Raw genomic sequence first — 26,439 nt, forward strand, 5'->3', positions numbered from 1 at the left:
GGTTTTATGAGATAATTTCTATAATTTCTCGTAAACTTTGCACTCCATCATTTATTTTAACATATTTTTGAAATTCTGTAACTAGTTCAGAAGAAATTTTTCCATTTGTATAAACTTTTGCAACAATTTCTCCTTTTTGGACGGAGTCTCCAACTTTCTTTTCAAAAACAATCCCTGTTTCATAGTCCAAGTCATCAGTCTTGACTGCACGACCGGCTCCTAGTCTCATGGCATAGAGCCCAAATTCCATTGCAGGAAGAGCTGAAATAACACCCGTTTCTTGAGCAGAGATTTCCACCACATGGGCAACTTTGACGGGGCGATAAAGATCTTCTAAATCACCGCCTTGTGCTGCTACCATTTCTTCAAACTTAGCCAGTGCTTGGCCATTTTCCAGGTGTTGACGGATTTCCTCGATCGTTTTCTCAACATCAGCCAAGCCAAGCATAATCTGAGCTAGCTCGCAGATAAAGTGACTAATATCTTCTCGGCCTTTTCCTTGAAGAATCTCGATTGCCTCAAGGATTTCGAGACGATTGCCAATGGCTTTTCCCAAGGGTTGGCTCATATCGGTAATGACTGCTACCGTCTTTCGACCAACTGCCTTACCAAGATCCACCATGGTTTGAGCCAATTCGCGCGCCTCATCAACAGTCTTCATGAAGGCACCCTCACCGACCGTTACGTCTAGCAAAATGGCATCCGCTCCTGCAGCAATTTTCTTGCTCATCACCGAACTCGCAATCAAAGGAATCGTGTCGACAGTTGCTGTCACATCACGGAGGGCATAGAGAAGTTTATCTGCTTTAACCAGCTGATCTGACTGCCCAATGACAGATACACCAATGTCCTGTACCTGACGAATGAAATCCTCTTGACTTCGTTCGACTTGATAGCCCTTAATGGACTCCAATTTATCAATTGTCCCACCAGTATGGCCGAGACCTCGACCACTCATCTTAGCAACAGGCACGCCGAAACTCGCAACAAGGGGAGCCAAGATTAAGGTCACTTTATCACCTACACCACCAGTCGAATGCTTATCAACTTTAACCCCATCAATAGCTGATAAATCAAACTCTTGACCTGTCTTGACCATATTCATCGTCAGATCAGAAATCTCACGTGTGGTCATTCTTTTAAAATAAACAGCCATAGCAAAAGCAGACATTTGATAATCTGGAACAGTTCCAGCCACATAGCCTTCTACCAACCATTTTATTTCAGCCGTAGTCAGTTCTTGACCATCTCGTTTCTTTTGGATTAAATCAACTGCTCTCATTCTTTCACACTTCTAAGGATATAGTATCCCTTATCTTTCTTTACGATTTCACAATTGTCAAAAACGTCTTCCATCTTATTTCTAGCACTTGGAGCTCCTTGTTTTTTCTGAATGACAATGGTTAAATCTCCTCCGTCTTTCAAGAAATCTCTGCTCTTTTCGATAATCTCATGAACAACTTGCTTTCCCGCTCGAATCGGCGGATTGGAAATAACATGGTCAAACTTCCCTTCAACTTGCTCATAGATATTGGATTGGAAAATCTCCGCTTCTACTCTATTTCGTTCGGCATTTTGTCGTGCTAAGTCCAAGGCACGATTATTGATATCGACCATGGTTGCCTGAACTCCATAAGCCTTGACCAATGACAAGCCCAATGGTCCATAACCACAACCCACATCAAGGACCGTCTCTCCTTTGTTAACCTCTAGACACTTTAATAAAAGCTGACTCCCAAAGTCAACCATTTTCTTGCTAAAAACACCCGCATCCGTCAAAAAGGTCATGTTTTCTCCCAACAACTCCACTCTCAACTCATGAATGTCGTGAGCAGCATCAGGATTTTCTGCATAATACATTTTACTCATAAAACTATTTTACCATAATTTGGCTTGAATTGTAAATCGTTTACAAAGTGATGATCAAATGAAAAAGACTGAAGAATCCTAGTCAAAAAACCTTTTCTTCAATCTCTTGCAATTATTAGAAATACATTACAATCTATCGGGAACTACAAATTATCATAGTCAGGGAAAAACAGTTCGTCTGCAATCGGGCGCATTTTTATTACTATTTCTTAACCTTAAAATACTTTATTATCAACAAGATTCCCAATATGATGTTTAGATAAAAACCCAACTGATAAGTTTGTGTCAAGATTTCCAAACTTGTCCAAAGTCGTATCAAATCTTCTAGTGACATACGGAATAGATATCCTTCTGTAGCAATCCACAAAATCAAAAATAGATAACTACCAGCAGCAAGCCATTTCGTCCACTGCTTTTTTACTAGCCAAGCAATCAAGAGCGAACAGATAAAGACAACTGTTACAATGGCATGTTCCATCAAAAAAGTAAAACCGTAATAGATTTCCACAAAGCGTCTCCCATTATCCGCATTCGCTCCCCTTATAAAAGGTAAGGCAAAACTTAAAATAAAACAGAGTTCCAATATATAACGTTTTAAGATTTTCATGACACACCTCCAATAAGTTGTAAACCAAAAAGCCCACTTTCAATAACTGATAAGTCTTTAGAAACCATTCCCTATCTCATCATTAAATTATTCAACCTCCATCTACCTCTATTATACGATATTGACTTACTACCATCAAGTAACCGCTTTATCTTTTTAGCTTTTTATGGTATGATAAACAAAATATCTAGGGGAAAACAAATGACCAACGAATTTTTACATTTTGAAAAAATCAGTCGCCAGACTTGGCAATCATTGCATCGCAAAACAACCCCTCCCTTGACAGAGGAAGAGTTAGAATCCATCAAGAGTTTCAATGACCAGATTAGTCTACAGGACGTAACAGATGTCTATCTTCCCCTAGTTCATCTTATCCATATTTACAAGCGCACCAAGGATGATTTGGCATTTTCAAAAGGAATTTTTCTTCAACGCGAAAGCAAATCCCAACCTTTTATCATTGGGGTTTCTGGTAGTGTTGCTGTGGGCAAATCGACTACTAGTCGCTTACTTCAGATTCTTCTATCACGTACTCTACCGGATGCTACTGTAGAGCTAGTGACAACTGACGGTTTTCTCTATCCCAATCAAACCTTGATTGACCAAGATATCTTAAATCGCAAAGGTTTTCCTGAAAGTTATGATATGGAAACCTTGCTGAATTTTCTTGACCGCCTAAAGAATGGGCAAGATGTTGATATTCCTGTCTATTCTCATGAAGTGTATGATATCGTTCCTGGAGAGAAACAACGTGTCAAAGCTGCTGATTTTGTAATTGTCGAGGGCATCAATGTCTTTCAAAACCCTCAAAACGAGCGCCTTTACATCACTGATTTCTTTGATTTCTCCATCTATGTGGATGCTGCTGTCGAGGACATTGAAAGCTGGTATCTGGATCGTTTCTTAAAACTCCTCAGCTTTGCCCAAAATGACCCCAACAGCTACTACCACCGTTTTACTCAAATGCCAATTGGAGAAGTTGAAGCATTTGCACATCAAGTTTGGACCAGCATTAATCTCACAAATCTACAAAACTATATCGAGCCAACAAGGAATCGCGCCGAGGTCATTCTCCACAAGACTAAAAACCATGAAATCGATGAAATTTACCTAAAAAAATAATTTCCCCTTGTCAAAACCTAAGTTTTCATATATAATGGTATAGTTAGTAAATATGGAGGTAAGAACATTGGCAAACATTAAATCAGCTATCAAACGCGCTGAATTGAACGTTAAACAAAACGAAAAAAACTCAGCTCAAAAATCAGCTATGCGTACTGCTATCAAAGCTTTCGAAGCAAACCCTTCTGAAGAACTTTTCCGTGCTGCTAGCTCAGCTATCGACAAAGCAGAAACTAAAGGTTTGATTCATAAAAACAAAGCAAGCCGCGATAAAGCTCGTCTTTCAGCTAAACTTGCTAAATAAGAAACAGTCCACCGAGGCTGTTTTTTTGTCCTCCATTACGAAAAGGTAGAAAATGAAAATTGCAATCATTGGCTATTCTGGAGCTGGGAAATCAACCCTGGCACAAAAGTTATCCCAGTTCTACTCTATCCCCAAACTGCATATAGATACACTTCAATTTCAACCTGGTTGGCAAGACAGTGACCGCGAATGGATGCTGGGCGAGATGAAGAACTTTCTCACTAAATATGAAGCTTGGGTCATAGATGGCAACTACTCTTGGTGTTGCTATGAAGAAAGAATGCAGGAAGCTGACCAAATCATCTTTCTCAATTTTTCACCATGGACTTGTCTCTTTCGAGCCTTTAAGCGGTATCTCACTTACCGAGGCAAGGTCAGAGAAAGTATGGCTGCAGGTTGCCCTGAACGCTTTGACTGGGAATTTATCAGATGGATTCTCTGGGATGGGCGGACCAAAACTGCTAAAGAACGTTATCAACGGGTTCAAGAAACCTATACAGAGAAAGTAATTGTCCTCCGGTCGCAAAAGGAGATGGACCACTTCTTAGAAAATCTCGCGCATAACAAGAAAAACCAACGTGTATAACGTTGGTTTTTCGCTATTACCCAATCACACTTCCGTTTGGTACAGCTGGATCAACTGTAAGAAGAGTTAATTTGCCATCATGTTCAGCTGAGAGAATCATCCCTTGACTGACATATTTTTTCATCATTTTACGTGGTTTAAGGTTAGCAACGATTTGGACTTTCTTGCCGACCAATTCTTGCTCATTTGGATAGTATTTTGCAATTCCTGAGAGGATTTGACGATCTTCACCATCACCAGCATCCAAGCGGAATTGAAGCAACTTATCAGAACCTTCTACTTTAGAAACTTCTTTGATTTCTGCGACACGGATTTCAACCTTGTCAAAGTCTTCAAACTTGATTTCTTCCCTGTTTAGTTTGAGTTCGACTTCATCTGGATTCCATTCTTTTTCAACGGCTGGTTTGTTGCCTTCCATTTGTTCCTTGATATAGGCGATTTCTTCTTCCATATCCAGACGTGGGAAGATTGGTGTTCCTTTGGCAACAACAGTCACACCCTCAGGGAAATCAGCCAAGCTCAAGTTTTCTAGGCTAGAAACTTCTGCGAGACCAAGTTGAGTCAAGACTGCACGACTGGTTTCCATCATAAATGGTTCAATCAAGTGAGCTACAACACGAAGGCTAGCTGCCAAGTGGCTCATGACACTTGCCAATTGGTCGCGAAGGGCTTCATCCTTAGCCAAGACCCATGGGGCTGTCTCATCGATGTATTTGTTAGTACGAGAGATAAGTGTCCAGACTGCTTCTAAAGCACGTGGGTAGTCAACTGCTTCCATGTGTGAATGGTAGTCTGCGATTGATTGTTCTGCAACCTCAGCAAGAGCATTATCAAACTCTGTTACACCCTCTACATAGGCTGGAATTTGCCCATCAAAGTACTTGTTAATCATAGAAACCGTGCGGTTAAGGAGGTTTCCAAGGTCATTTGCCAATTCATAGTTGATACGGCCTACATAGTCTTCAGGAGTGAAGGTTCCATCTGAACCAACCGGAAGACTACGCATGAGGTAGTAACGAAGAGGATCTAGTCCATAGCGCTCTACCAACATTTCAGGGTAAACAACATTCCCTTTTGACTTAGACATCTTGCCGTCTTTCATGACAAACCAACCGTGAGCAATCAAGCGGTCTGGCAATTTAACATCCAACATCATAAGAAGGATTGGCCAGTAGATGGAGTGGAAACGGAGAATATCTTTTCCGACCATGTGGAAGACTGTTCCGTTCCAGAACTTGTCAAAGTTAGTATGATCGTCTTGACCATAACCAAGAGCTGTCGCATAGTTAAGGAGAGCGTCAATCCAAACATAGACAACGTGTTTTGGATTTGATGGAACTGGTACTCCCCATGTAAAGGTTGTACGAGAAACCGCTAAGTCTTCCAAACCTGGCTCAATGAAATTACGTAACATTTCGTTGAGACGACCATCTGGAGTGATGAAATCAGGGTGCGATTTGAAAAATTCAACCAAACGGTCTTGGTATTTGCTGAGGCGAAGGAAATAAGACTCTTCTGAAACCCATTCCACTTCATGTCCTGATGGAGCGATACCGCCCGTCACATTTCCAGCTTCGTCACGGAATACTTCTGCCAGCTGGCTTTCTGTAAAGAATTCCTCATCTGAGACTGAATACCAACCAGAATATTCACCCAAGTAGATATCATCTTGAGCAAGCAAACGTTCAAAGACTTGAGCCACTACTTTTTCATGGTAATCGTCTGTGGTACGGATAAATTTATCATATGAGATATCCAGTAATTGCCAGAGTTCTTTAACTCCAACTACCATGCCATCAACATAGGCTTGTGGTGTAATACTAGCTTCTTCTGCTTTTTGTTGAATCTTTTGGCCATGCTCATCAAGACCAGTCAGATAAAAGACATCGTAGCCCATAAGGCGTTTGTAACGTGCTAAGACATCACAGGAGATAGTTGTGTAGGCAGAACCGATATGAAGTTTACCAGATGGATAGTAAATCGGTGTTGTAATATAAAAATTCTTTTCAGACATATTTTTTCCTTTCCAGGCAAATGAAACCTGTTTTTCTAACACTTCATTATATCATATTTTTAGTGATTTTCGATAGAGAAATTCATACAAAAACAAGACAGACAAATGTCCATCTTGTTTTTTCTGTTCTATATCTTATTCATAGCGAAGGGCTTCTATCGGATCAAGCTTAGAGGCTTTATTGGCTGGTAAGACACCAAATATCATACCAACGCTAGCTGATACAGCCAAGCTAAAGAGAGCGATTGGGAGGGAAACCCCAACTTCGATACCTGCAATCATGTTTTGAAGCAATACTCCGGCTAACATGGTCATTCCAGCAGCAATCCCAAGACCGATGACACCACCTAGCAAGGTTAAGATCATGGATTCAATCAAAAACTGTACCAAGATATTAGCCCGAGTAGCTCCGAGAGCTTTCCGCAGACCAATCTCACGCGTGCGTTCTGTCACCGAAACCAGCATGATATTCATAACACCAGTTCCCCCGACAAAGAGAGAGATTCCTGCAATGGCACTGATAATGGTTGTCATAAAACCAAATAGTTGTTGTACCTCTTGGAAGGCGGCAGTTGCATCCGCAACTTGGTACTCCCCTTGCTGAAGACCTGCAATCTCAGTCAGTTTTCGAGCCAACTCCGGACCCAAGGTCTGCGTTAGACTAGTATCATTGACACGAAAGACGATGTTCGAGATTTCATCAGTATTAAAATTGGCTGCGAGAGAGATATTAGTCGTAATTGGAAGACCACCAATCCCAAAGGCTTTAGCAGTTTTAGCTTCATTGCTAGTATAAACGCCAATCACACGGTAACTAAATTCATTGACAGAGATGACTTGATTAACCGCAGCTTCTGGACTATCAAACAAACTCTTGGCTAGTTCTTCATCCAACAAAATCACACTGGCAAATTCCTTGTAGTCTTGCGGTCTTAGACTTCTACCCGCAACGATTTCATTTTCAACTGCGTTCATGTAGGTGCTATTTCCGCCTGTCAGAGTCGCGCGTTCAACCTTCTTATCCTTATAAGATAGGGTGACGTTGGTCGAGTTGGTGACATAGTAACTGTCTACTCCTTTGAGTTTGGCAGCTTCCTTGACCCAGGATTCTAGTGGTTTTGGTGGTTCAACATGAACATCCTCTTCTTTCCCACTGACTGTCAAAGCGGATTGTTTCTGCGTAAAGGAGCCGTCCTTGCTTTTAATAGGAGAGAAAAAGACATGGATATCCTTCTGTGATTTGGTCATGTTTTTATTGACCTGACGAGACATGGAGTCTCCCAGAGCCATGATGACAACGACAGACGAAACTCCGATGATAATCCCAATCATAGTCAGGAAGGAACGCATCTTGTGGGCCATGATGGATGAAAAGGCAAATTTCAGATTCTGCATCTTAGTTTTCCTCCTTTTCTACCTGAGCACTGTCAGACGAGATGACACCATCACGAATGACAATTTGGCGTTTGGCATAGGCAGCAATCTCAGGCTCATGCGTGACCATGATAATGGTTTTCCCTTCCTTGTTTAACTCCACCAACAGCTGCATGATTTGATTTCCTGTCTTGGTATCCAAGGCTCCTGTGGGTTCGTCTGCTAGGATGATAGAGGGATTATTTACCAAGGCACGCGCAATCGCTACACGTTGCTTTTGACCACCTGATAACTCAGACGGCAAATGATGACTGCGCTCCGTCAGCTCAACCTTTTCCAGAAATTCCTCAGCCAATTTTCGACGTTTTGAAGCCGAAACTCCAGCGTAAATCAAGGGCAATTCGACGTTTTGAAGCGCATTGAGCTTGGACAAGAGAAAGAACTGCTGAAAGACAAAGCCGATTTGCTGGTTGCGGACCTTGGCCAGTTGTTTCTCTCCAAGGCCTGCAACTTCTTGCCCTTCAAGGTAGTATTCTCCACTGGTTGGTGTATCCAACATTCCGATGGTATTCATCAACGTAGACTTACCAGAACCAGAAGGTCCCATAATGGCAACAAACTCACCTTCATGAACTTCTAGATTGATATTTTTAAGGACCTGCAGTTCTTGGTCACCATTTCGGTAACTCCTGCAAATATTTTTGAGACTAATTAGTTTCTTCATCAGCCTTCACCTCTTTTCCTTCTTCCAAGGAAGATGTTGGATTACTGATGACCTTGGCACCGTCTGTCAAACCTGAAGTAATTTCTTGGTTGTCTGCATCCGCATTCCCCAAAGTAACTTCTACCTTCTTCGCTTTTTTCTGGTCGTCAACGAGCCAGACATAGTTTTTGTCATTTTCGGTAACGACACTTGTCAAAGGAACAAGGATGGCTTTACTCTTGTTTTTGACTTCCACACTGACAGAGAAGCCTTGTTTCAACTCACCGATATCGCTAGTCACATCAACAGTATAAGGATACTTAGATCCAGTATTCCCTCCAAGAGCTGCATTTGCTGCTTCTCCATTGTTCTTAGGATAATCAGAAATATAGCTGATTTTTCCTGTCCAGCTCTTATCTTGGTAAACCTTCGAAGTAAAGGTAACTTCTTGCCCAACAGAAAGGTTAGCAAGGTTGTATTCAGACAACTCCCCTTTGACCTGCAAGTTTTCATTACTTACAACATGTACCACCACTTGGCTGTTACCCGTTGGTGATTTTGAAACATTACGATTGACTTCAACTACAGTCCCTTCTAGTGTACTGAGGACAGTTGCAGCATCTAGCTGAGCTTGAGCCTTGTTGAGCTGAGCCACAGCATCTGCACGGTTATCCTTGGCATCACTGATTTGAGAATCAATAGAAGATACGGAAGAAGTCGCTGCTTGCGCTTGTTCTGGGAGTCCTGCTTCTGTTGGAATCTGTGGGGAAGCTGGTACAGCTGATGCATTTTCACGAGCTTTGTTTAACTCCTCGATATGACGGTCTGCCTTTGCAACTGCACGATCGGCTGCATCATAGGCAGCTTGAGCATCTGCACTGCTGTATTTGACCAAAGCTTGCCCTTCTTCGACCTTGTCCCCGACTGAAACGAGAATTTCATCTAAATCTCCCTTACTAGCATCAAAATAAACGTATTGTTCATTTTTTGCTGTAACCGTACCTGACAAGAGAACCGATGAAGCAACAGAACCTTCCTTAGCAGTAACGATATGAGAGGTTTCCTCCTTGACTGCTGACTGGGAAGGCTGTCTAAAAATCAAAATCCCCGCAGCACCGATAACAATAGCACTGGCAACACCAATCGCTGTGTATAATTGCCATTTTTTTGCCTTCTTATTTCTTTTCATTTTTAAGCTCCTTTATTCTTTTGCCTTACAAAAACCATTATATCAGAAATACCAAGCCCAAACAATGACAGTTCAGATGGAAACAATGACAATTCAGGACCATTATTTCGTTCGGTATTCGTTTGTTGGATTATTGTGCTAGATATATAATACAATATCTTTGAAAAAATGGCAAGTGTTTTTCTAATTTTTTTTAACGTAGCAGATTTTTGCATTCAAAAAATAAAAACGATAGAATATGACTATCAAAGCTATAAGGAGTTTTCTATGAGAGAATATGATATCATCGCCATCGGTGGAGGGAGTGGCGGCATCGCCACTATGAACCGCGCTGGCGAACACGGTGCTAAAGCAGCTGTTATCGAGGAGAAAAAATTAGGTGGAACTTGCGTCAATGTCGGCTGTGTTCCTAAGAAAATCATGTGGTATGGAGCGCAAATCGCTGAAAGCTTCCACCACTACGGTCCTGACTATGGTTTTACAAGTTCAGATGTGCAATTTGATTTCGCAAAACTTCGTCAAAATCGTGAAGCCTACATCGATCGTGCTCGCTCATCTTATGATGGAAGTTTCAAGCGCAATGGTGTTGATTTGATTGAAGGTCGTGCTCATTTTGTTGATTCCCACACCGTTAGCGTCAATGGTGAATTGATTCGTGCCAAACATATCGTGATTGCGACTGGTGCTCGCCCAAGCATCCCAACTATTCCTGGAGCTGAACTCGGTGGTAGCTCAGACGATGTCTTTGCTTGGGAACAACTTCCTGAATCCGTTGCTATCCTAGGCGCAGGCTATATCGCTGTTGAGCTAGCGGGTGTTCTCCATGCACTCGGTGTAACAACTGACTTGTTCGTTCGCCGTGATCGTCCTTTACGTGGTTTTGACAGCTACATCGTTGAAGGTCTTGTCAATGAAATGGAAAAAACAGGTCTACCTTTGCACACACATAAGGTACCCGTCAAGCTCGAAGAAACGGAGCAAGGTATTACCATTTATTTCGAAGACGGTTCTAGTCATACTGCCAGCCAAGTTATCTGGGCTACCGGTCGCCGTCCAAATGTAGACGGTCTGGAGTTAGAAAAAGCTGGCGTCACACTCAACCAACGTGGATTTATCCAAGTGGATGAATATCAAAATACAGTTGTAGATGGCATCTATGCTCTTGGAGATGTTACTGGTGAGAAGGAACTGACCCCGGTAGCCATCAAGGCAGGACGTACCTTATCTGAACGCCTCTTCAACGGGAAAACAAACGCCAAGATGGACTACACGACTATCCCTACAGTTGTTTTCTCCCACCCAGCGATTGGAACAGTCGGTTTAACTGAGGATCAAGCTATCAAAGAATACGGCCAAGATAACATCAAAGTCTACAAATCAAGCTTTGCATCCATGTACTCAGCCGTTACAAACCATCGTCAAGAGTCTCGCTTCAAACTCATCACCGCCGGTGCTGACGAAAAAGTTGTTGGACTTCACGGACTTGGTTACGGAGTGGATGAGATGATTCAAGGATTCGCTGTTGCTATTAAGATGGGAGCAACCAAGGCGGACTTTGATGCTACAGTAGCTATCCACCCAACTGCCTCAGAAGAATTTGTAACCATGCGCTAATTATCGTAAGAGACCTCTTGAGGTCTCTTTTTACTTGCAAAATCGGCTGTTACAAAAATTGTTACCTTAGTTGTAAGAATAGGTTGACTTTTGTTTCTGAATTAGTATAATAGTTACTATAATTTTGAAAAGAGGTTAACAGTTTTGAAAAAAGCTCATATCTATGCTATCCCTGCTATCGGTGCTGCTCTCATTGCCGTATTGGCACAAATCAGTCTCCCTATCGGTCCTGTCCCCTTCACTTTGCAAAACTTTGCAATTGGTCTGATTGCTACTGTTTTTAGACCCAGAGAAGCTGTTCTATCTGTAGCTCTCTATCTCCTGCTGGGTTCCATTGGTTTACCTGTTTTTGCAGGGGGAGGAGCTGGATTTCACGTTTTAGTCGGTCCAAGTGCAGGCTATCTTTGGTTTGACCTTGTCTATGCAGGACTTACATCTTATCTCATCCATCAAAATAGTGGCTACATTCGCATTTTCCTAGCCAACCTCTTGGGTGACTCCCTCGTCTTTGTCGGAGGTATTCTCAGCCTCCACTTCCTTGCCGGGATGCCATTTGATAAGGCACTAGCTGTCGGTGTCCTTCCCTTTATCCTCCCTGATCTTGGTAAGATTATTGCCATTAGTTTCATTGGTCGTCCCCTCCTAGAACGATTGAAAAGCCTTCCATATTTTTCAAGATAAAAGAATAGTCCAGAATAATTGTTCTGGACTATTTCCTTTCTAAGAATCAACTGTACTCTATTTAGCTACTTGACTATTCTTATACCGGTATGAATATTAATCGTTTTATTCTTCAAATTAAAGCTATTTACCATATGCAAAGTAGAAAAGTATTCTAATTGATTCAAACCAAATAAGCTTCCATTGATTTTGAAAGGTTAATAATTGTATACTTTTCAGAAAACGCATTTTCAATGATAGAGCTATATTTTATAAATTATTTGTGATACAATAGAGCTACCTAAAGGATTCAAAAAATTTAATGTTCATTGATTGTTTATATTAACTTGAACATTCTGATTTTTCTTCATTCAAAAATAACTGTAAATAATTATAAGAAGAAAGGTAATTCTATGGCAAAGAATACTCGTGAGCTAATCATTGGTTCTCTCATCACACTAGCTAAGAAAAATCCTCAACGTAGTTCCTTTACAATGACTGAAATTGCTGCTGAAGCTGGTATTTCACGACAAGCGATTTATCAAAAGCATTTTAACAACTTTGAAGATATTATCGAATACATTCACGAAGAGACCAATCAAGACATTTTTAACGTCTTTAATAAGTACTGCCCTAGCAATGATGGAGATCCTATCAGCTTTTTAGCAGACCATATACTTCCTCTCATATACGAAAAAAGGGAAGTTATTAACACCTTGTATACCACACAAGTCGACCCATGTTGGAAGGAATTTCTGCGTGGAATATACTCAGAGTGGGTACTAAAGAATGTCAATTACCAACTGAAATATAATTTTAATAAAGAGGACATCGCTTATATCATTACGACCATGGCAATCTCTTTCATTGAAGTCTGGATTCGTAAAGATAATCCAATACCACCTGAAGAGTATAGAGAGACTTTCATTCAATTATCTAAGACTTCTCTCTGTGACTATATTGTGTCCTAAAAAAGAATCTTGAGTTGCACTCAAGATTCTTTTTATTGTTGCCCTTTAAAGGCATCGACCATTACCTGAAATTCTTCATTGGAAAGCGTGATTCCTTTGCCCATTTTGGTATGGTCTGGGCTCCAAGCGCGAATGTCAAACTTTGCAGGGGCACCATTAAAGCTAACGCGATTTAGTTCTTTTGTCCATCCTTTGTCATTTTCAGACAAGGTGAGCAAGTGTTCTTCGATTTCAAATGTAAATTCTGCCATTTTAACTCCTTTATGTGATATGCTTTCTATAGTCTATTCGTAAAAATCTTGTGGTTTTTAGGAAAATTTTATATAATGTGGATATATAAGAAGGGAGGATTCTATGAGACAGACATTCAAACTAGTTCTAGATAAACTACATGGTTTTCTCAATGGGAATGATGATCATTCTCAAATCGAGGACAACTCCCTAACTGCTATGATTGAACAAGCCATCCAGAAAAAGTCGGCTATTCATGTCATACTTGCTGAGACAAGTTTTACGGGTGATATTGTTAAACACGATGCTAATCGCCAACAAATTATCGTCAAAAATTTTTCAAAAAACGTGACCCGAATCATTCGTATCAGTGATATTAAACGACTTCGTTTTGTTCCCTCAACTGTACAAAAAGCTCAGAAAAGCCTATTTAAGAAAGAGTGAGATGTTCTTTGCATCCCACTCTTTTTCTTAACGGATTTGTTCAAAATGAAGGTGAACTGCGATATGGTCGCCATAACCACTTCTCTCCAAATCGCGTTGCAAGCGATAAGAGATATAGTGTTCTGCAATGGTAATGTAACCAGCTCCAAGTAAGCGGTGCTCGACCATTGATTGGATCATGCTGATAGTAGCACGTTCTACTTTTGCCTCTTCCAAGTCCAAAACGACTTTTTTAGTAACTTGCGCTAAGTTTTGACGCAGGTCATCGGTCAAAACATAAACTGTTTGAGCTGCTTTTAGGACAGCTTGGTAAATTTTATCTGGATCAAATTCAGCAATTTCTCCATTACGTTTGATTACTTGCATAAGGTTCTCCTTTATTCTTTGTTTTCTCTGATTTCAGCCAGCATCTTTTCTTCTTCGGCTGTTAGTTGATAGTTTTCTAGCAGGTCAGGTCTGCGCTTGTAGGTTTTCTTTAGACTCTCATACAGTCGCCACTGGCGAATCTTTTCATGGTGCCCACTCATGAGAACATCTGGAACGACCATACCTCGATAGTCATAAGGGCGTGTATACTGAGGATATTCGAGAAGTCCCGAAGAGAAGCTATCATCCTGGTGACTGGACTCCTTACCAATCACTTCTGGTATCAAGCGCACGGTCGCATCAATCATGGTCATGGCTGCCAATTCACCACCAGTCAAAACATAATCTCCTAGAGAAATTTCATCGGTTACCAAGGTCTTGATACGCTCGTCATACCCTTCATAGTGACCACAGATAAAGATCAGTTCCTCTTCCTGGGCCAAATCTTCAGCGTAAGCCTGATTGAACTGTTTCCCAGCAGGATCAAGAAGTATGACACGGGGATTTTTCTTTTCAATAGCATCAAAAGCATCGAAAATGGGTTGAGCTCGGAGCAACATCCCCTGACCGCCTCCGTAGGGCTCATCGTCAACATGACGGGCCTTTTCAGCGTATTCTCTGAAATTATGATACTGGATATCCAAGAGCCCTTTTTCTCGAGCCTTCCCAACAATCGAGTGTTCCAGCGGAGAAAACATCTCCGGAAAGAGGGTTAAAATATCAATCTTCATCATCTAACCCTTCTAAGATTTCCACATCGACTCGCTTGTTTGGAATATCAACATTGAGAACTACTGGCGGAATGTAAGGTAAAAGCAAATCACGCTTACCTTTTCGTTTGACCACCCAGACATCGTTGGCACCTGGTTGTAGGATTTCCTTGATGGTTCCAACCAAGTTATCACCCTCGTAAACATCCAAACCGATAATCTCGTGATAGTAGAATTCACCATCATCTAAATCATTCAAATCTTCCTCAGCTACCTTGAGACTATAACCCTTGTACTTTTCAATCGCATTGATATGGTACATGTCTTTGAATTTGATAATGTCAAAATTCTTATGTTTACGGTGGCTGGCTATGGTCACTGTTTGGACAAACTGGTCTTTTTCATCAAATAAAGCTAGCTCTGCCCCTTTTTTAAACCGTTCTTCAGCAAAATCCGTCACAGACAAGACTCGCATCTCACCCTGTAGACCCTGCGTATTGACGATTTTTCCAACATTAAAGTAGTTCATCTTGTCTCCTGTACTCTCCTTCTTTCCATCTTATTCTGACAATTCTCGAATGATGGCTGCAATTTTTTCTGATTCTGACCATTGTAAATAATGGTGATTCCCTTCTAAAATGAGCTTAGTATTGGAAGTCCAATACTCTGATTCTCTGTACTCTTTTTCTCTATAAGCCTGACAAAAAATAAAAACAGGAATACGAGCTTCTATAGATACATTCTCAAAATCTTCCTCAGTAATCTCTCCAGATATCTGAAATCCTGGATTTTGCTTTTCCAACTCTAAGCCTTTTTCTTGCATTATTTCCCAGATTTCTTCATTCGTTTCAGAGCTAAATGTTGCTTGAGTTAAGTTCTTAAAATAAACTTCGGGGCCACACTCTTCAATCAGTCCCATCTGCTCTTCCATTTCTGGATAAGGATTTTCTGAAAAATCAGCAAACATGACTTTTTTAGTTGTCGGTTCAATTGCTACTAAAGCCTGACACTTAATTGATTTGTTCATCAATTTGCAAGCTAAAATTCCACTCAAACTATGTACACAAAGTATATATTCAGAAATCGCTAATCCTTCAAGTACTTCATAAACCGCGTCTACAAGATTGTCCAGATTTTTTCCAGATTGGTCATGAATCGGACTCCTACCTGTGTTTGGAAAATCAATTGTCAAATAACCAATTGTGGGAGGAAGTTTTTCAAGTATAAGTGAAAAATTTTCATAACTTGGTAGCAAACCTGCGCCATTTAAACAAACAAGCACTTTCTTTTGCTTTTTATAAGTAACAGAGAGGCTGCCAATTTTTGTAGTTACTTCAAACCGTTTCATAAAGAAATCCACTCATTCTATAACAATGATTTATTAAAAACCCTTATCCTTTATTCTATCACGTTCCAGGGATTTTCACAAGTTGGGGAAAAAAGACACTATAGATATTTTCCCTCCAAAAATCCTTCTAAATCTCTTTCATGCTGATATTTGATAGCAGCTTTTTTATCTTTCTCAAAGATAGTTTTGGTTAGGTCAATGTCGTTGATGGCCGCAATTGCGACAGTGTAGTGAATAATATCAGCCAGTTCTTTGGCTAGTTCCTCATTTGAGTCCTGAACGCCCTCTTTTCGACCAGAGCGCCCATTCAAGACCTCGGCTACTTCTCCCACTTCCTCCACTAACTTGATAAAGAGGCCTTCCTCGGTTCGAGATTGCTGATAATGTTCGAGTAAGTAAGCTTGTAATTGTCTAAAGGTTAAATCCTTCATCTTCTCCTCCACAAAAAAGCGAGACATCTGTCCCGCTTTCTTTATTTTTCATCGATAACGATTCTTACTTTCTTGTCTTCAGTTGGGACAGAGTAGACAATCGTTCTTATCGCTGAGATAGTGCGACCCTTACGACCGATAACACGACCGACATCGCTTTGGTCAAGATCCAAGTGATACTCCAAAAACTCTGGCGTGTCTTCGATCTTGATAGTTAAGGCATCAGGGTGTGAAATCAAAGGTTTCACAATCGCAATAATGAGATTTTCAATCGTATCCATCTGTCAACCTACTTTAAACTTATTTTGAGAATTTAGAATCGTGGAATTTTTTCAATACGCCTTCTTTTGAAAGGATGTTGCGAACTGTATCTGAAGGTTGAGCTCCATCAGCCAACCATGCAAGAACGCGGTCTTCTTTCAAAGTTACTTGGTTTTCAGCAACAAGTGGGTTGTAAGTCCCAACTGTTTCGATGAAACGTCCGTCACGTGGCGAACGTGAGTCTGCTACGTTGATACGGTAGAAAGGTTTTTTCTTAGAACCCATACGAGTCAAACGGATTTTAACTGCCATTTTTTAATGTCTCTTTTCTTATTTTTTTATTTCGGTGAAATAGCTGAGCTATTTAGCACATGTTCTATTATAGCAGATTTTTGACAGGTGTCAAGAAAAAAACTTGACAGAGTTTTAATTTTTTTTACTACTAGAAATTTTTAGTAAAATCTTTTACATTTGAAATCAAACTCCTTTTAAGGTACAATGGTAGAAATGAATTTTTGAGAGGTTAACAATGAAAAAACTAGCAACCCTTCTTTTACTATCAACGGTAGCCCTTGCTGGATGTACTAGTATCCAACGTGGTCTCCGTGGTGATGAATATGTCGACTCCAGCATCTCAGCTGAAGAAAGCTCAAAAGCAGCTGCTCAGGCTGCCAAAGATTTGAATGACGCATTGACCAATGACAATGCCAACTTCCCTCAACTTTCTAAGGAAGTTGCTGAAGACGAAGCTGAGGTCATTTTACACACAAATCAAGGCGATATCCGCATCAAACTCTTTCCAAAACTAGCACCACTAGCAGTTGAAAACTTCCTCACTCACGCTAAGGAAGGCTATTATAACGGCATCACCTTCCACCGTGTCATTGATGGCTTTATGGTCCAAACTGGAGATCCTAAGGGAGATGGTACAGGGGGCCAATCTATCTGGCATGATAAGGATAAAACAAAGGACAAGGGAACTGGTTTCAAAAATGAAATCTCTCCTTACCTATACAATATCCGAGGAGCCCTTGCTATGGCTAATACTGGTCAACCAAACACCAACGGTAGCCAATTCTTCATCAACCAAAATTCAACAGATATTTCTGCTAAACTCCCTACAAGCAAGTATCCAAAGAAAATCATCGAAGCCTATAAAGAGGGTGGAAATCCAAGTCTAGACGGCAAACACCCTGTCTTTGGTCAAGTCATCGATGGCATGGATATTGTTGACAAGATTGCCAAGGCTGAAAAAGATGAGAAAGATAAACCAACGTCTGCTATCACCATTGACAGTATCGAAGTGGTCAAGGACTACGACTTCAGCAAAAAATAAGCCATCAACAGATAAGGAGACGATGACATGATTTTATTTTGGGGTTCTAAAGGTTATCAGAAAGATTTGGGACATACGCAAACTGCGATCGAATGTGGTCACTGTAACAATGTCGACAATTGGGAAATTGTAGAAACTGGACGCAAGTTCACCCTTTACTGGATTCCACTTTTTCCTTATGGTAAAAGTTACTTCGTTTCTTGTCCGATTTGCCACTACGGTAAAGAAATTGAGAAATCTGAAGTTGAAAGCTATCTAAACTATTAAAAAAGATAGGTCATAGGGCCTATCTTTTTTAATTGATCTTTCCATATAAGCGCTCTATTTTCTTCTCCAGTTATGATATAATACAGTTAACAGTAATAAAGAGGTTCTCCTATGAAACCATATAAAATAAGCTTGATACGACTTTGCTTGGTCTTATTAGGATATTTACTCTATAATCTCGTTTTTTTTTGCTCCCTTCTATTCATCAGGTTATGCTATTGTCATTCTACCGCCTGTATTCTTTTTAGCAATAGCTTTAATCCTTTTAGGTAATTTTTTTGCCTTCAGAGATCCTCTGAAATTAAAATCAAGCTTTAAAGATAATCAGCTAGTCCAAAAGACTAGTAATATACAAGTAATTCTAGCGACTATAGGAGTCTGCTTACAATTATCAAATATAGTATATCTAAGTTTGTGGTCAATCAATTATATTTATAATTACCTAATGTTGTTTACCGTTAGTCTCCTATACTCTATTATCTTCTTTATTGGAAACTTTCAAAAAACGAAGCTCAATCAAGATAACAAGTCTTCTAACAAATCAAGTTTTGTTTTTGGAACTATAGTCTTTTTGTTATGTAATTTATTGTTAGTCAACAATAGCAAAGTTTCGTTATGGGGCTCGACTGTTCAATATGTACAAGACTTTAAAGACTTTGGCTTAAAAGGAAAAGTCGAAGTATATAAGAAAGAACATTTAAATGAGCCTTATAACGGAACTCTTACTACTTTATTTTATAAAGAGACTTTATCGAACGGAGAAAATTTTATCGATTATATTTATGTTTCTGATGTTCATAATGGAACACACGTGACAACATTAGATGAAAAGGCCAAGGAAGAAATTCGTTCCTATCTTGAAAACGATGCGGAAAGGGAGTTATTTGATAAAGTTACACTTGAACAATTTGAATTTGTCTTAAAGGTCTACGAAGAAAGAATAAGAGATCTAAAACTAAAAGATGATATAGTGACTAAACTTAATGAGGCAGTTGGTTTCAAATTACTAGAGAATAATTCTGTCGAGATTACACCAGCTGACAAAAGAAAATTTGATAGTATTCTTATTAAAGAGGCTGTAAAAAATAGAGAAAATGGAGATACAGATATTGCAGGATTTTACAATATCGATATTAACAAACATATCAAAAATAAATCTCTAATCATTTCTATCAAGTACTTAAATTTCAGTATAATCGAGGATAGACAAAATTATAAAAATGATAATCGTGTAGACTACTTAAAAGATAAATTAACATCACTTCCAGTCGGAACTCTATCAGATGGTATCTATAAATTCACTTTTAGCACTTTATCTGATGGTAAATATACCGACGTCAACATCACTATGGTTGTTGAAAATGGTAAGAGTTACTTGGAATAAGATAGTCTTAAGCAACTAAATTAGTCAAAAAGCCATGTCTCATCGACTTGGCTTTTTTATAACTATTTATGTTAGCTTATTAAAGTCCCAGATTTGGTCCATCCAGCCTTCATAAAAGTCTGGTTCGTGGCAAACCATAAGGATAGATCCCTTGTATTCTTTGAGAGCGCGTTTGAGTTCATCCTTGGCATCCACATCCAAATGGTTGGTTGGCTCGTCCAGCACTAAGACGTTGTTTTCACGATTCATCAAGAGACAGAAACGCACCTTGGCCTGTTCCCCACCTGATAAGACCTGAATCTGACTTTCGATGTGCTTAGTCGTCAAACCACAACGAGCAAGGGCTGCACGAACTTCTGCCTGATTGAGTGCAGGAAAGGCATTCCATACAGCTTCAAGCGGTGTTTGGCGATTACCACCTTCTACTTCTTGTTCAAAGTAACCAAGTTCAAGATAGTCACCACGTTCAACTTCTCCAGCGATTGGTGGAATAATTCCCAAGAGAGACTTCAAGAGGGTTGTTTTCCCAATACCATTTGCCCCGATAATGGCAACCTTTTGATTGCGTTCAAATGTGAGGTTTAAGGGTTTGGTAAGTGGACGGTCATAACCAATCTGCAAGTCCTTGGCTTGGAAGATAAAGCGCCCAGGCGTACGAGCTGGTTTGAAATCAAAGGATGGTTTTGGCTTCTCGCTTTGAAGTTCGATAATGTCCATCTTATCCAATTTCTTTTGACGGGACATGGCCATGTTTCGTGTTGCAACTCGCGCTTTATTTCGCGCAACAAAGTCCTTAAGGTCAGCAATCTCTTTCTGCTGACGTTCGTAGGCTGCCTCCAGCTGAGATTTCTTCATAGCATAGACTTCTTGGAACTGGTAGTAGTCTCCAGAATAGCGAGTCAATTGTTGATTCTCCACATGGTAGACAATATTGATCACGTCGTTGAGGAAAGGAATATCATGTGAAATAAGGACAAAAGCATTCTCATAGTTTTGGAGATAACGCTTGAGCCAGTCAATATGTTCAGCATCCAAGTAGTTGGTTGGCTCGTCAAGCAGCAAGATATCTGGCTTTTCAAGGAGGAGTTTAGCTAAAAGTACCTTTGTTCTTTGTCCACCTGACAAGGCTGTTACGTCTGTATCCATACCATAGTCCATGACACCGAGGGCACGCGCTACCTCATCAATCTTGGCATCTAAAGTATAAAAATCACGACTCTCCAAACGATCTTGGAGCTCCCCGACTTCTTCCATCAGCGCGTCGATATCTGCTCCTTCTTCTGCCATTTCCATGTAGAGGTCATTGATACGAGCTTCTGCTTTAAAAAGCTCATCAAAGGCTGTACGCAAAACATCACGTACAGTTTGGCCTTCTTTTAGTACAGCGTGCTGGTCTAGATAGCCAGCAGTCACATATTTAGACCATTCCACCTTCCCTTCATCTGGTAGCATTTTACCAGTCACGATACTCATAAAGGTTGATTTTCCTTCACCGTTGGCACCGACAAGACCGATGTGTTCTCCCTTGAGGAGACGGAAGGAGACATCTTCAAAAATTGCACGGTCACCAAAACCGTGACTCAAATTTTTAACTTCTAAAATACTCATTCTAATTCCTTATCTTGTTTTTATGCAGTCCTTTATAGAGGGCCCAAGCCAGATAGCCTCCCAGGGTATTGGTCCACAAATCATCAATCTCAAAGACCCGATTAAAGTCGAATAAAAAATCTAAAACTAGTTGCGTGCACTCAATTCCTAGACTCAGTAGAAAACTGAGAAGGATGATTTTTTTCGTTTGTCGTAAATTTGGACAGAGATAGATCAGTTGAAAGACTAGCGGGAAAAGCAAGAAGACATTTAAAATGTTCTGCAAAAAGATCCAAAGGACTTGTCCCAAACTAGTCACTTCACCCAGTTTCCAAAAGGAGTTTAAGGGAGTTAAAAGAAAAACCAGGCGTCCAAAAGTTTGAATACCTGGAGTTTCCACTCCTGTAGGAAGTTGAGGTTGGGGAGTAAAACAAAAACAGACAATGCAAAGACTGTAAATAGCCACTCCCAATCTTAAGATTAATTCTCTTTTTTTAGTCATTTTATGGATTTACCGCTGCGACTGCCTTCTGGCGGTCACGTTTCATTGTATTGGAGCGTAATTGTCCACAAGCTGCATCAATATCTGTACCATGCTCTTGACGGACAACACAGTTGACCCCTTTTTTCTTGAGGGTATCGTAGAAGGCCATCACGCGCTCTTTAGGACTACGGCTATATTGGTCATGTTCACTAACTGGGTTATAGGGAATCAAGTTGACATATGACAATTTCTTGATGTTTTTGAGCAATTCAGCCAATTCCAAGGCTTGTTCAACGCCATCGTTGACTTCATTGAGCATGATATATTCAAAGGTCACACGGCGATTGGTTGTTTCGATATAATACTCAATAGCAGCAAAGAGTTTTTCAATCGGAAAGGCACGGTTAATCTTCATGATGCTTGAACGCAATTCATTATTGGGTGCGTGAAGGGACACAGCCAGATTGACCTGTACGCCTTCATTAGCAAAGTCACGAATTTTGTGGGCCAAACCTGAAGTTGAAACTGTGATGTGACGAGCACCGATAGCCATCCCCTTGTCATCATTGATGGTACGGACAAAATTCAAAACATTGTTGTAATTATCAAATGGTTCACCAATTCCCATAACAACGATATGGCTGACACGTTCATCCTGACCACGTTCATCAAAGTATTTCTGAACTAGCATGATCTGCGCTACAATTTCACCGTTATTAAGGTCACGTTGCTTCTTGATCAAGCCTGATGCACAGAAGGTACAACCAATATTACAGCCAACCTGAGTGGTCACACAGACTGACAAACCATAGTGTTGACGCATGAGTACTGTCTCAATCAACATGCCATCTGGCAACTCGAAAAGATACTTAACGGTACCGTCAGCTGACTCTTGTACAATCCGTTGTTTCAATGGATTGACCACAAACTGGTCATTGAGCTTGGCAATCAAATCCTTGGAAAGGTTGGTCATTTCTTCAAATGACTGGACACGTTTGCGGTAGAGCCATTCCCAGATTTGATCTGCTCGGAATTTCTTTTCTCCCTGTTCTAATACCCATTCTTGCATGGTTTGACGTGTTAAACTATAAATAGAAGGTTTCATCTCTTCTCCTTATTCTCTAGCTATTTCTGACGAATGACAAAATGGCGCTGTCCCTTGTCCTCTTTCTGAGACTTTTGATCCTTATGACGACGTCTATTTCGCTTATCCGCATTTGGTTTTCTCTTGTTTTGCGAAGGTTTCTTGCCTCTTCTAGGAAAGTTTTCCTCATCCTTTTTACGCATTTTTTTGTCAAATGAAGCCCGTTTCGGTGCTTGATTTTCTAGAACAAAATAGGCACAACCATAACTACAGTACTCTAAAAGATAGTCCTGTAAGCGACTGATTTTTTCAATTTTTTCCTCTGTTCGATCGTCTTTGTAAAAACCGCGTAGGCGAAGCTGTTCATTGCTCCAGTCCCCCACGACATAATCAAACTTGGTTAACACTTCTGAGAAGCGTTGATTAAAGACTGTCACATCGAAGGCATCCTTGATATTTTCAACCAAGGTAAAAGCAATCCCTTCAGTCTCAACCTTATCCCCATTTACTTGAAATTCTGGGCCAGGAAACTTGTTATAGTTGTATAATTCAGGTGCAATTTCTTTACGCATAGTCTTCCTTTTCCACGATTACTTAACACTCTATTTTACCATAATTTCTACAAGTTGGCACGAATATCCTGAAAATGAAAAAAGTCTGACGATTCTGTCAGACTTCTGCTTGAAAACCTTAAAAAGAGAAGAACAATTCTTCCCTCCATATTTTATTATTTGGCTGCTGCGTAAAGCTCGTCTATTTTGTTCCAGTTAATCACTGAGAAGAAAGCTTTGATGTAGTCAGGACGAACGTTGCGGTATTTCACGTAGTAAGCATGTTCCCAAACGTCCAAGCCCAAGATTGGTTTTTTGCCTTCTGAGATTGGTGTGTCTTGGTTTGCTGTTGAAGTCACTTCAAGCTTCCCTTCTTTGTTGACAACCAACCATGCCCATCCAGAACCGAAGCGAGTTGTAGCTGCTGCTGTAAAGGCTGCTTGGAACTCTTCAAATGAACCAAATGTTGCATCGATTGCTGCTGCAAGTTCTGCTGAAGGAGCAGTCTTTTCAGGAGTCATCAATTCCCAGAAAAGAGCGTGGTTCAAGTGTCCACCACCATTGTTGATAAGTGCTTGACGGATATCAGCTGGGATAGATTCTACATCAGCAAGTAAAGCTTCAAGGTCTTCACCGATTTCAGGGTGTTTTTCAAGAGCAGCATTCGCATTGTTGACATAAGTTTGATGGTGTTTGTCATGGTGCAAGTGCATTGTTTCAGCATCGATGTATGGTTCCAAAGCGTCGTATGCGTATGGAAGGTCTGGTAAGATAATAGCCATCTGTAATACCTCTTTTTCTTTCTATAAGAAAATGATAACGCAATCATCCTCTTTTTTCAAGTTTTTTGCTCAATTTGCCTCTGTCGCAATCCGCAAGAGTGCCTTTTCAAACAAGTAACTTTTTTCATAGACACCTGTCTTAATCTGGTAGTCTGTTTCAATCAAATAAGAAATCGCTCGCTTGAGGAAAGTCAAGGAAATCCCTCTCGAATCTCTCAGTGCAAACTTGATTTGATAAGGATTAGGATTGCGCCCCAAGTAAGTTCCCAGACTGCTTGCAATCTGCGATTCCGTCTGACCAGTCTCTGATAAAATCTTCACTTGGGTAAAGGTTCGAAACTGTCCTAACATGACAGCTATGAGCTTGATCTCATCCTCCCCTTGCAAGGTCAAATCTCTAACCAAGTCACGGGCCTGGTCGATCTTTTTGCCCAAGATAAGCTGAGTCAAATCAAAAATATTGTCCTGCAAAGTCTTTGGAATAGCCTCGACAATATCCTTCTCCTCTATCATGCCATCTGACTTATAAGACTGTAAAAAGAGGAGATTTTTCTGGATTTCGCTAAACTGAAAACCAGACTTGATGAGTAGATTTTCAAAAGACTTTTCCGCAAACTGCAAACCTTGTTTTTGGCTCCATTTTTGGAAATATTGGCGGAGTTCTTGTTCCTTGGGTTCAATAGCATCAAAAACAGTCGCATCTCGTTTGAGCAATTTGACCAACCGTCTTTTACTATCCAACTTTCCTTCTGCAAAAATCAATAACTTGGTTGTTGGCGAAGGGTTATCAAGGTATGCCTCAAATGACTTGAGCTCATCATCTGTTAAAAAACGTTTCTTGGCTGTTGTGATATCGACAAAATGGTCTAATATCACGATTTTCTCATCCGCAAAGAAAGGGAGACTAACCAGCTCCAACTCTAAGTCTTTATAAGCCACTTCTTTCATATCAAAGTAAGCAAAATTGAGATCAGCTGGATCATAACCAATCTGCTTCAACACTTGACTCTTCATAACTTCAAACTGACCCTGGTCTGTCCCTGTAAATAGATTCAAGCTAGATAGATTTGATAACGTCAACTTCTGACTGTCTTCAATGGCTAGCATCTTCTCTCCTTTCTTCTGATTTTTCGATTTAATTTAGTCAATATAGCGCAATTTCCCACGGAAATCTTCTAGTCTCTCGTACCCTTTTTCCTCCATAATAGCTTTCAGTTCATTGGTAATGCGTTCAAAAGCACTGATACCTTCTTTGTGAAGAGTGGTCCCTACTTGCACCATACTCGCACCGCAGAGGATATGTTCAAAGGCATCACGACCCGTAAGAACGCCACCCGTTCCGATGATTTGGATTTGGGGATTTAAACGTTGGTAAAAGGCGTGCACATTCGCTAGAGCAGTCGGTTTGATATACTCTCCACCAATGCCTCCAAAACCGTTTTTAGGGCGAATAACGACAGACTCATCTTCGATATAGAGACCATTCCCGATAGAGTTAACACAGTTAACAAATTTGAGTGGATACTTGTTAAAAATAGCTGCCGCTTGGTCAAAGTGGACAATATCAAAATATGGTGGCAACTTGATTCCAAGAGGTTTGGTAAAGTAGGCAAATACCTCTGACAAGATACGGTCTGTTGTTTCAAAATCATAGGCAATCTGAGGTTTTCCTGGAACGTTTGGACAAGAGAGATTAAGCTCTGTCAGTCCTTTGAATTCACTCTCTTGAACTTTTTTCAAGATGGCATGTGTTTCTTCTGGAGACATGCCAACTAAAGATAGGAAGAAAGTTCGGTTTGGCTCTTTTTCCTGCAAGTCCAAAAGATAGTCCAGATAGTAGTCTAAGCCATTATTTGGTAAGCCCATGGAGTTGATAGAACCAAGTGGAACATCCTGATAACGTGGTTCAGGATTCCCCTGACGAAAGTCCAAGGTCGCTGTCTTTGTGACAAAGGTTCCCGCCGCTGAGTTTTTGACTCCTTCAAGCTCTTCTATCGTCATACAAGCCACACCTGCTGCATTCATCAAGCAATTATCAAACTCAAAGCCAGCTATTTGTGTTTTCGTTGATACCATGATTCTGATCCTCCAGATTCCTTTTATTTCTAATATTATACCATACTTTAAGATTTTCTCTTTGAGAAACTAATTTCTATATAA

At 40.4% G+C, this 26,439-nt stretch carries 32 protein-coding genes; 10 read left to right on the forward strand and 22 right to left on the reverse strand.

Annotated elements, in window-relative coordinates; all coding sequences use genetic code 11:
• Positions 1 to 4: 4 nt before the first annotated feature.
• The 3 genes from D8863_RS03440 to D8863_RS03450 all read right to left on the reverse strand — a co-directional run bounded on the left by D8863_RS03440 (position 5) and on the right by D8863_RS03450 (position 2,476).
• The gene (locus D8863_RS03440) at positions 5 to 1,282 is read right to left on the reverse strand and encodes a pyrimidine-nucleoside phosphorylase (protein WP_125441090.1); all 1,278 of its coding nucleotides are present in this window, start codon (positions 1,280 to 1,282) and stop codon (positions 5 to 7) included.
• Complete coding sequence (locus tag D8863_RS03445) at positions 1,279 to 1,869, reverse strand: class I SAM-dependent methyltransferase (protein ID WP_125441091.1); 591 nt, start codon at positions 1,867 to 1,869, stop codon at positions 1,279 to 1,281. The genes D8863_RS03440 and D8863_RS03445 overlap by 4 nt, the downstream gene beginning before the upstream one ends.
• 202 nt (positions 1,870 to 2,071) lie before the next feature.
• On the reverse strand, positions 2,072 to 2,476 hold the full coding sequence (locus tag D8863_RS03450; protein ID WP_038805414.1) for a hypothetical protein: 405 nt from the start codon (positions 2,474 to 2,476) through the stop codon (positions 2,072 to 2,074).
• A gap of 201 nt (positions 2,477 to 2,677) precedes the next feature.
• Here D8863_RS03450 and coaA point away from each other — a divergent pair, with 201 nt between their 5' ends.
• The 3 genes from coaA (at position 2,678) to D8863_RS03465 (ending at position 4,488) form a co-directional block, all read left to right on the forward strand.
• Positions 2,678 to 3,598, forward strand: coding sequence for a type I pantothenate kinase (gene coaA / locus D8863_RS03455; protein ID WP_000180520.1), 921 nt, complete (start codon positions 2,678 to 2,680; stop codon positions 3,596 to 3,598).
• Positions 3,599 to 3,665: 67 nt separating this feature from the next.
• Positions 3,666 to 3,902: a 30S ribosomal protein S20 gene (gene rpsT / locus D8863_RS03460; protein WP_001274000.1), complete on the forward strand. Its 237-nt coding sequence runs from the start codon at positions 3,666 to 3,668 to the stop codon at positions 3,900 to 3,902.
• A 52-nt stretch (positions 3,903 to 3,954) separates the two neighbouring features.
• Positions 3,955 to 4,488, forward strand: coding sequence for a DNA topology modulation protein (locus D8863_RS03465; RefSeq protein WP_125441092.1), 534 nt, complete (start codon positions 3,955 to 3,957; stop codon positions 4,486 to 4,488).
• A 16-nt stretch (positions 4,489 to 4,504) separates the two neighbouring features.
• Here the strand turns inward: D8863_RS03465 and metG are convergent, their stop codons facing one another.
• From metG to D8863_RS03485, 4 genes are all read right to left on the reverse strand, one after another.
• On the reverse strand, positions 4,505 to 6,502 hold the full coding sequence (gene metG / locus D8863_RS03470) for a methionine--tRNA ligase (protein WP_125441093.1): 1,998 nt from the start codon (positions 6,500 to 6,502) through the stop codon (positions 4,505 to 4,507).
• 135 nt (positions 6,503 to 6,637) lie between these two features.
• Positions 6,638 to 7,897 carry an ABC transporter permease gene (locus tag D8863_RS03475; RefSeq protein ID WP_007519837.1) on the reverse strand — a complete coding sequence of 420 codons (1,260 nt, stop codon included), beginning with the start codon at positions 7,895 to 7,897 and terminating at the stop codon, positions 6,638 to 6,640.
• A gap of 1 nt (position 7,898) precedes the next feature.
• Positions 7,899 to 8,600 (reverse strand): ABC transporter ATP-binding protein, encoded by a 702-nt coding sequence (locus tag D8863_RS03480; RefSeq protein WP_000733788.1) that lies wholly within the window; start codon positions 8,598 to 8,600, stop codon positions 7,899 to 7,901.
• The gene (locus D8863_RS03485; RefSeq protein WP_125441094.1) at positions 8,584 to 9,768 is read right to left on the reverse strand and encodes an efflux RND transporter periplasmic adaptor subunit; all 1,185 of its coding nucleotides are present in this window, start codon (positions 9,766 to 9,768) and stop codon (positions 8,584 to 8,586) included. The genes D8863_RS03480 and D8863_RS03485 overlap by 17 nt, the downstream gene beginning before the upstream one ends.
• A gap of 267 nt (positions 9,769 to 10,035) precedes the next feature.
• Here D8863_RS03485 and gor point away from each other — a divergent pair, with 267 nt between their 5' ends.
• The 3 genes from gor (at position 10,036) to D8863_RS03500 (ending at position 13,013) form a co-directional block, all read left to right on the forward strand.
• On the forward strand, positions 10,036 to 11,382 hold the full coding sequence (gene gor, locus D8863_RS03490) for a glutathione-disulfide reductase (protein WP_125441095.1): 1,347 nt from the start codon (positions 10,036 to 10,038) through the stop codon (positions 11,380 to 11,382).
• Between the two features lie 144 nt (positions 11,383 to 11,526).
• Entirely contained in the window at positions 11,527 to 12,063 is a 537-nt protein-coding gene (locus tag D8863_RS03495; RefSeq protein WP_042768991.1) for a biotin transporter BioY, read from the forward strand.
• A gap of 392 nt (positions 12,064 to 12,455) precedes the next feature.
• Complete coding sequence (locus D8863_RS03500; protein WP_125441096.1) at positions 12,456 to 13,013, forward strand: TetR/AcrR family transcriptional regulator; 558 nt, start codon at positions 12,456 to 12,458, stop codon at positions 13,011 to 13,013.
• Between the two features lie 32 nt (positions 13,014 to 13,045).
• On the opposite strand, the gene D8863_RS03505 is transcribed toward D8863_RS03500, so the two are convergent.
• On the reverse strand, positions 13,046 to 13,264 hold the full coding sequence (locus D8863_RS03505; protein ID WP_000807417.1) for a YdbC family protein: 219 nt from the start codon (positions 13,262 to 13,264) through the stop codon (positions 13,046 to 13,048).
• A gap of 103 nt (positions 13,265 to 13,367) precedes the next feature.
• Here D8863_RS03505 and D8863_RS03510 point away from each other — a divergent pair, with 103 nt between their 5' ends.
• Positions 13,368 to 13,688 (forward strand): eukaryotic translation initiation factor 4 gamma, encoded by a 321-nt coding sequence (locus D8863_RS03510; RefSeq protein ID WP_125441097.1) that lies wholly within the window; start codon positions 13,368 to 13,370, stop codon positions 13,686 to 13,688.
• Positions 13,689 to 13,715: 27 nt separating this feature from the next.
• Here the strand turns inward: D8863_RS03510 and D8863_RS03515 are convergent, their stop codons facing one another.
• The 7 genes from D8863_RS03515 to rpsP all read right to left on the reverse strand — a co-directional run bounded on the left by D8863_RS03515 (position 13,716) and on the right by rpsP (position 17,116).
• Entirely contained in the window at positions 13,716 to 14,054 is a 339-nt protein-coding gene (locus D8863_RS03515) for an ATP cone domain-containing protein (RefSeq protein ID WP_001196045.1), read from the reverse strand.
• 11 nt (positions 14,055 to 14,065) lie between these two features.
• Positions 14,066 to 14,785: a tRNA (guanosine(37)-N1)-methyltransferase TrmD gene (gene trmD / locus D8863_RS03520; protein WP_125441179.1), complete on the reverse strand. Its 720-nt coding sequence runs from the start codon at positions 14,783 to 14,785 to the stop codon at positions 14,066 to 14,068.
• On the reverse strand, positions 14,775 to 15,293 hold the full coding sequence (gene rimM, locus D8863_RS03525) for a ribosome maturation factor RimM (RefSeq protein WP_125441098.1): 519 nt from the start codon (positions 15,291 to 15,293) through the stop codon (positions 14,775 to 14,777). Before rimM ends, trmD begins: the two co-directional genes overlap by 11 nt.
• 30 nt (positions 15,294 to 15,323) lie before the next feature.
• Positions 15,324 to 16,112, reverse strand: a complete 789-nt coding sequence (locus D8863_RS03530) for an alpha/beta hydrolase family protein (protein ID WP_125441099.1) — start codon at positions 16,110 to 16,112, stop codon at positions 15,324 to 15,326.
• A gap of 98 nt (positions 16,113 to 16,210) precedes the next feature.
• Complete coding sequence (locus D8863_RS03535; protein ID WP_125441100.1) at positions 16,211 to 16,543, reverse strand: MazG nucleotide pyrophosphohydrolase domain-containing protein; 333 nt, start codon at positions 16,541 to 16,543, stop codon at positions 16,211 to 16,213.
• A gap of 41 nt (positions 16,544 to 16,584) precedes the next feature.
• Positions 16,585 to 16,824, reverse strand: a complete 240-nt coding sequence (gene kphA, locus D8863_RS03540) for an RNA-binding protein KphA (protein WP_000379615.1) — start codon at positions 16,822 to 16,824, stop codon at positions 16,585 to 16,587.
• A gap of 19 nt (positions 16,825 to 16,843) precedes the next feature.
• Entirely contained in the window at positions 16,844 to 17,116 is a 273-nt protein-coding gene (rpsP, locus tag D8863_RS03545) for a 30S ribosomal protein S16 (protein WP_000268760.1), read from the reverse strand.
• A gap of 217 nt (positions 17,117 to 17,333) precedes the next feature.
• Between rpsP and D8863_RS03550 the strand changes: the two genes are divergently transcribed.
• The 3 genes from D8863_RS03550 (at position 17,334) to D8863_RS11200 (ending at position 19,791) form a co-directional block, all read left to right on the forward strand.
• Entirely contained in the window at positions 17,334 to 18,140 is an 807-nt protein-coding gene (locus D8863_RS03550; RefSeq protein WP_049506116.1) for a peptidylprolyl isomerase, read from the forward strand.
• Positions 18,141 to 18,167: 27 nt separating this feature from the next.
• On the forward strand, positions 18,168 to 18,407 hold the full coding sequence (locus D8863_RS03555; RefSeq protein WP_125422532.1) for a zinc-ribbon domain-containing protein: 240 nt from the start codon (positions 18,168 to 18,170) through the stop codon (positions 18,405 to 18,407).
• 586 nt (positions 18,408 to 18,993) lie between these two features.
• Positions 18,994 to 19,791 (forward strand): hypothetical protein, encoded by a 798-nt coding sequence (locus tag D8863_RS11200; RefSeq protein ID WP_260469737.1) that lies wholly within the window; start codon positions 18,994 to 18,996, stop codon positions 19,789 to 19,791.
• A gap of 66 nt (positions 19,792 to 19,857) precedes the next feature.
• Here the strand turns inward: D8863_RS11200 and D8863_RS03565 are convergent, their stop codons facing one another.
• The 7 genes from D8863_RS03565 to D8863_RS03595 all read right to left on the reverse strand — a co-directional run bounded on the left by D8863_RS03565 (position 19,858) and on the right by D8863_RS03595 (position 26,355).
• A complete protein-coding gene (locus D8863_RS03565; protein WP_084851431.1) occupies positions 19,858 to 21,399 on the reverse strand; it encodes an ABC-F family ATP-binding cassette domain-containing protein in 1,542 nt (513 codons plus the stop codon).
• A 1-nt stretch (position 21,400) separates the two neighbouring features.
• Positions 21,401 to 21,880 carry a VanZ family protein gene (locus tag D8863_RS03570; protein ID WP_125441101.1) on the reverse strand — a complete coding sequence of 160 codons (480 nt, stop codon included), beginning with the start codon at positions 21,878 to 21,880 and terminating at the stop codon, positions 21,401 to 21,403.
• 1 nt (position 21,881) lies between these two features.
• Complete coding sequence (gene rlmN / locus D8863_RS03575) at positions 21,882 to 22,967, reverse strand: dual-specificity RNA methyltransferase RlmN (protein WP_000804762.1); 1,086 nt, start codon at positions 22,965 to 22,967, stop codon at positions 21,882 to 21,884.
• A 20-nt stretch (positions 22,968 to 22,987) separates the two neighbouring features.
• A complete protein-coding gene (locus tag D8863_RS03580) occupies positions 22,988 to 23,518 on the reverse strand; it encodes a YutD family protein (RefSeq protein WP_125441102.1) in 531 nt (176 codons plus the stop codon).
• A gap of 155 nt (positions 23,519 to 23,673) precedes the next feature.
• On the reverse strand, positions 23,674 to 24,279 hold the full coding sequence (gene sodA / locus D8863_RS03585) for a superoxide dismutase SodA (RefSeq protein WP_125441103.1): 606 nt from the start codon (positions 24,277 to 24,279) through the stop codon (positions 23,674 to 23,676).
• 69 nt (positions 24,280 to 24,348) lie between these two features.
• Positions 24,349 to 25,386, reverse strand: coding sequence for a DNA polymerase III subunit delta (gene holA / locus D8863_RS03590; protein WP_125441104.1), 1,038 nt, complete (start codon positions 25,384 to 25,386; stop codon positions 24,349 to 24,351).
• Positions 25,387 to 25,419: 33 nt separating this feature from the next.
• On the reverse strand, positions 25,420 to 26,355 hold the full coding sequence (locus tag D8863_RS03595) for a dihydroorotate oxidase (protein ID WP_125441105.1): 936 nt from the start codon (positions 26,353 to 26,355) through the stop codon (positions 25,420 to 25,422).
• Positions 26,356 to 26,439 lie beyond the last annotated feature (84 nt).

The organism is Streptococcus oralis, from assembly GCF_003943825.1.
GTDB classification, from domain to species: Bacteria; Bacillota; Bacilli; order Lactobacillales; family Streptococcaceae; genus Streptococcus; species Streptococcus oralis_CD.

Coding starts and splice junctions, on each gene's coding strand:
- D8863_RS03445 (WP_125441091.1), bottom strand. CDS start 1,869: ATGAGTAAAATGTATTATGCAGAAAATCCTGATGCTGCTCACGACATT.
- D8863_RS03480 (WP_000733788.1), bottom strand. CDS start 8,600: ATGAAGAAACTAATTAGTCTCAAAAATATTTGCAGGAGTTACCGAAAT.
- D8863_RS03475 (WP_007519837.1), bottom strand. CDS start 7,897: ATGCAGAATCTGAAATTTGCCTTTTCATCCATCATGGCCCACAAGATG.
- sodA (WP_125441103.1), bottom strand. CDS start 24,279: ATGGCTATTATCTTACCAGACCTTCCATACGCATACGACGCTTTGGAA.
- kphA (WP_000379615.1), bottom strand. CDS start 16,824: ATGGATACGATTGAAAATCTCATTATTGCGATTGTGAAACCTTTGATT.
- coaA (WP_000180520.1), top strand. CDS start 2,678: ATGACCAACGAATTTTTACATTTTGAAAAAATCAGTCGCCAGACTTGG.
- holA (WP_125441104.1), bottom strand. CDS start 25,386: ATGCTAGCCATTGAAGACAGTCAGAAGTTGACGTTATCAAATCTATCT.
- D8863_RS03570 (WP_125441101.1), bottom strand. CDS start 21,880: ATGACTAAAAAAAGAGAATTAATCTTAAGATTGGGAGTGGCTATTTAC.
- D8863_RS03515 (WP_001196045.1), bottom strand. CDS start 14,054: ATGCAAGTAATCAAACGTAATGGAGAAATTGCTGAATTTGATCCAGAT.
- rimM (WP_125441098.1), bottom strand. CDS start 15,293: ATGAACTACTTTAATGTTGGAAAAATCGTCAATACGCAGGGTCTACAG.
- D8863_RS03440 (WP_125441090.1), bottom strand. CDS start 1,282: ATGAGAGCAGTTGATTTAATCCAAAAGAAACGAGATGGTCAAGAACTG.
- D8863_RS03465 (WP_125441092.1), top strand. CDS start 3,955: ATGAAAATTGCAATCATTGGCTATTCTGGAGCTGGGAAATCAACCCTG.
- D8863_RS03500 (WP_125441096.1), top strand. CDS start 12,456: ATGGCAAAGAATACTCGTGAGCTAATCATTGGTTCTCTCATCACACTA.
- gor (WP_125441095.1), top strand. CDS start 10,036: ATGAGAGAATATGATATCATCGCCATCGGTGGAGGGAGTGGCGGCATC.
- D8863_RS03580 (WP_125441102.1), bottom strand. CDS start 23,518: ATGCGTAAAGAAATTGCACCTGAATTATACAACTATAACAAGTTTCCT.
- D8863_RS03485 (WP_125441094.1), bottom strand. CDS start 9,768: ATGAAAAGAAATAAGAAGGCAAAAAAATGGCAATTATACACAGCGATT.
- D8863_RS03510 (WP_125441097.1), top strand. CDS start 13,368: ATGAGACAGACATTCAAACTAGTTCTAGATAAACTACATGGTTTTCTC.
- D8863_RS03450 (WP_038805414.1), bottom strand. CDS start 2,476: ATGAAAATCTTAAAACGTTATATATTGGAACTCTGTTTTATTTTAAGT.
- trmD (WP_125441179.1), bottom strand. CDS start 14,785: ATGAAGATTGATATTTTAACCCTCTTTCCGGAGATGTTTTCTCCGCTG.
- D8863_RS03555 (WP_125422532.1), top strand. CDS start 18,168: ATGATTTTATTTTGGGGTTCTAAAGGTTATCAGAAAGATTTGGGACAT.
- rpsP (WP_000268760.1), bottom strand. CDS start 17,116: ATGGCAGTTAAAATCCGTTTGACTCGTATGGGTTCTAAGAAAAAACCT.
- D8863_RS03535 (WP_125441100.1), bottom strand. CDS start 16,543: ATGAAGGATTTAACCTTTAGACAATTACAAGCTTACTTACTCGAACAT.
- D8863_RS03505 (WP_000807417.1), bottom strand. CDS start 13,264: ATGGCAGAATTTACATTTGAAATCGAAGAACACTTGCTCACCTTGTCT.
- metG (WP_125441093.1), bottom strand. CDS start 6,502: ATGTCTGAAAAGAATTTTTATATTACAACACCGATTTACTATCCATCT.
- rlmN (WP_000804762.1), bottom strand. CDS start 22,967: ATGAAACCTTCTATTTATAGTTTAACACGTCAAACCATGCAAGAATGG.
- D8863_RS03530 (WP_125441099.1), bottom strand. CDS start 16,112: ATGAAACGGTTTGAAGTAACTACAAAAATTGGCAGCCTCTCTGTTACT.
- D8863_RS03550 (WP_049506116.1), top strand. CDS start 17,334: ATGAAAAAACTAGCAACCCTTCTTTTACTATCAACGGTAGCCCTTGCT.
- D8863_RS03595 (WP_125441105.1), bottom strand. CDS start 26,355: ATGGTATCAACGAAAACACAAATAGCTGGCTTTGAGTTTGATAATTGC.
- D8863_RS03565 (WP_084851431.1), bottom strand. CDS start 21,399: ATGAGTATTTTAGAAGTTAAAAATTTGAGTCACGGTTTTGGTGACCGT.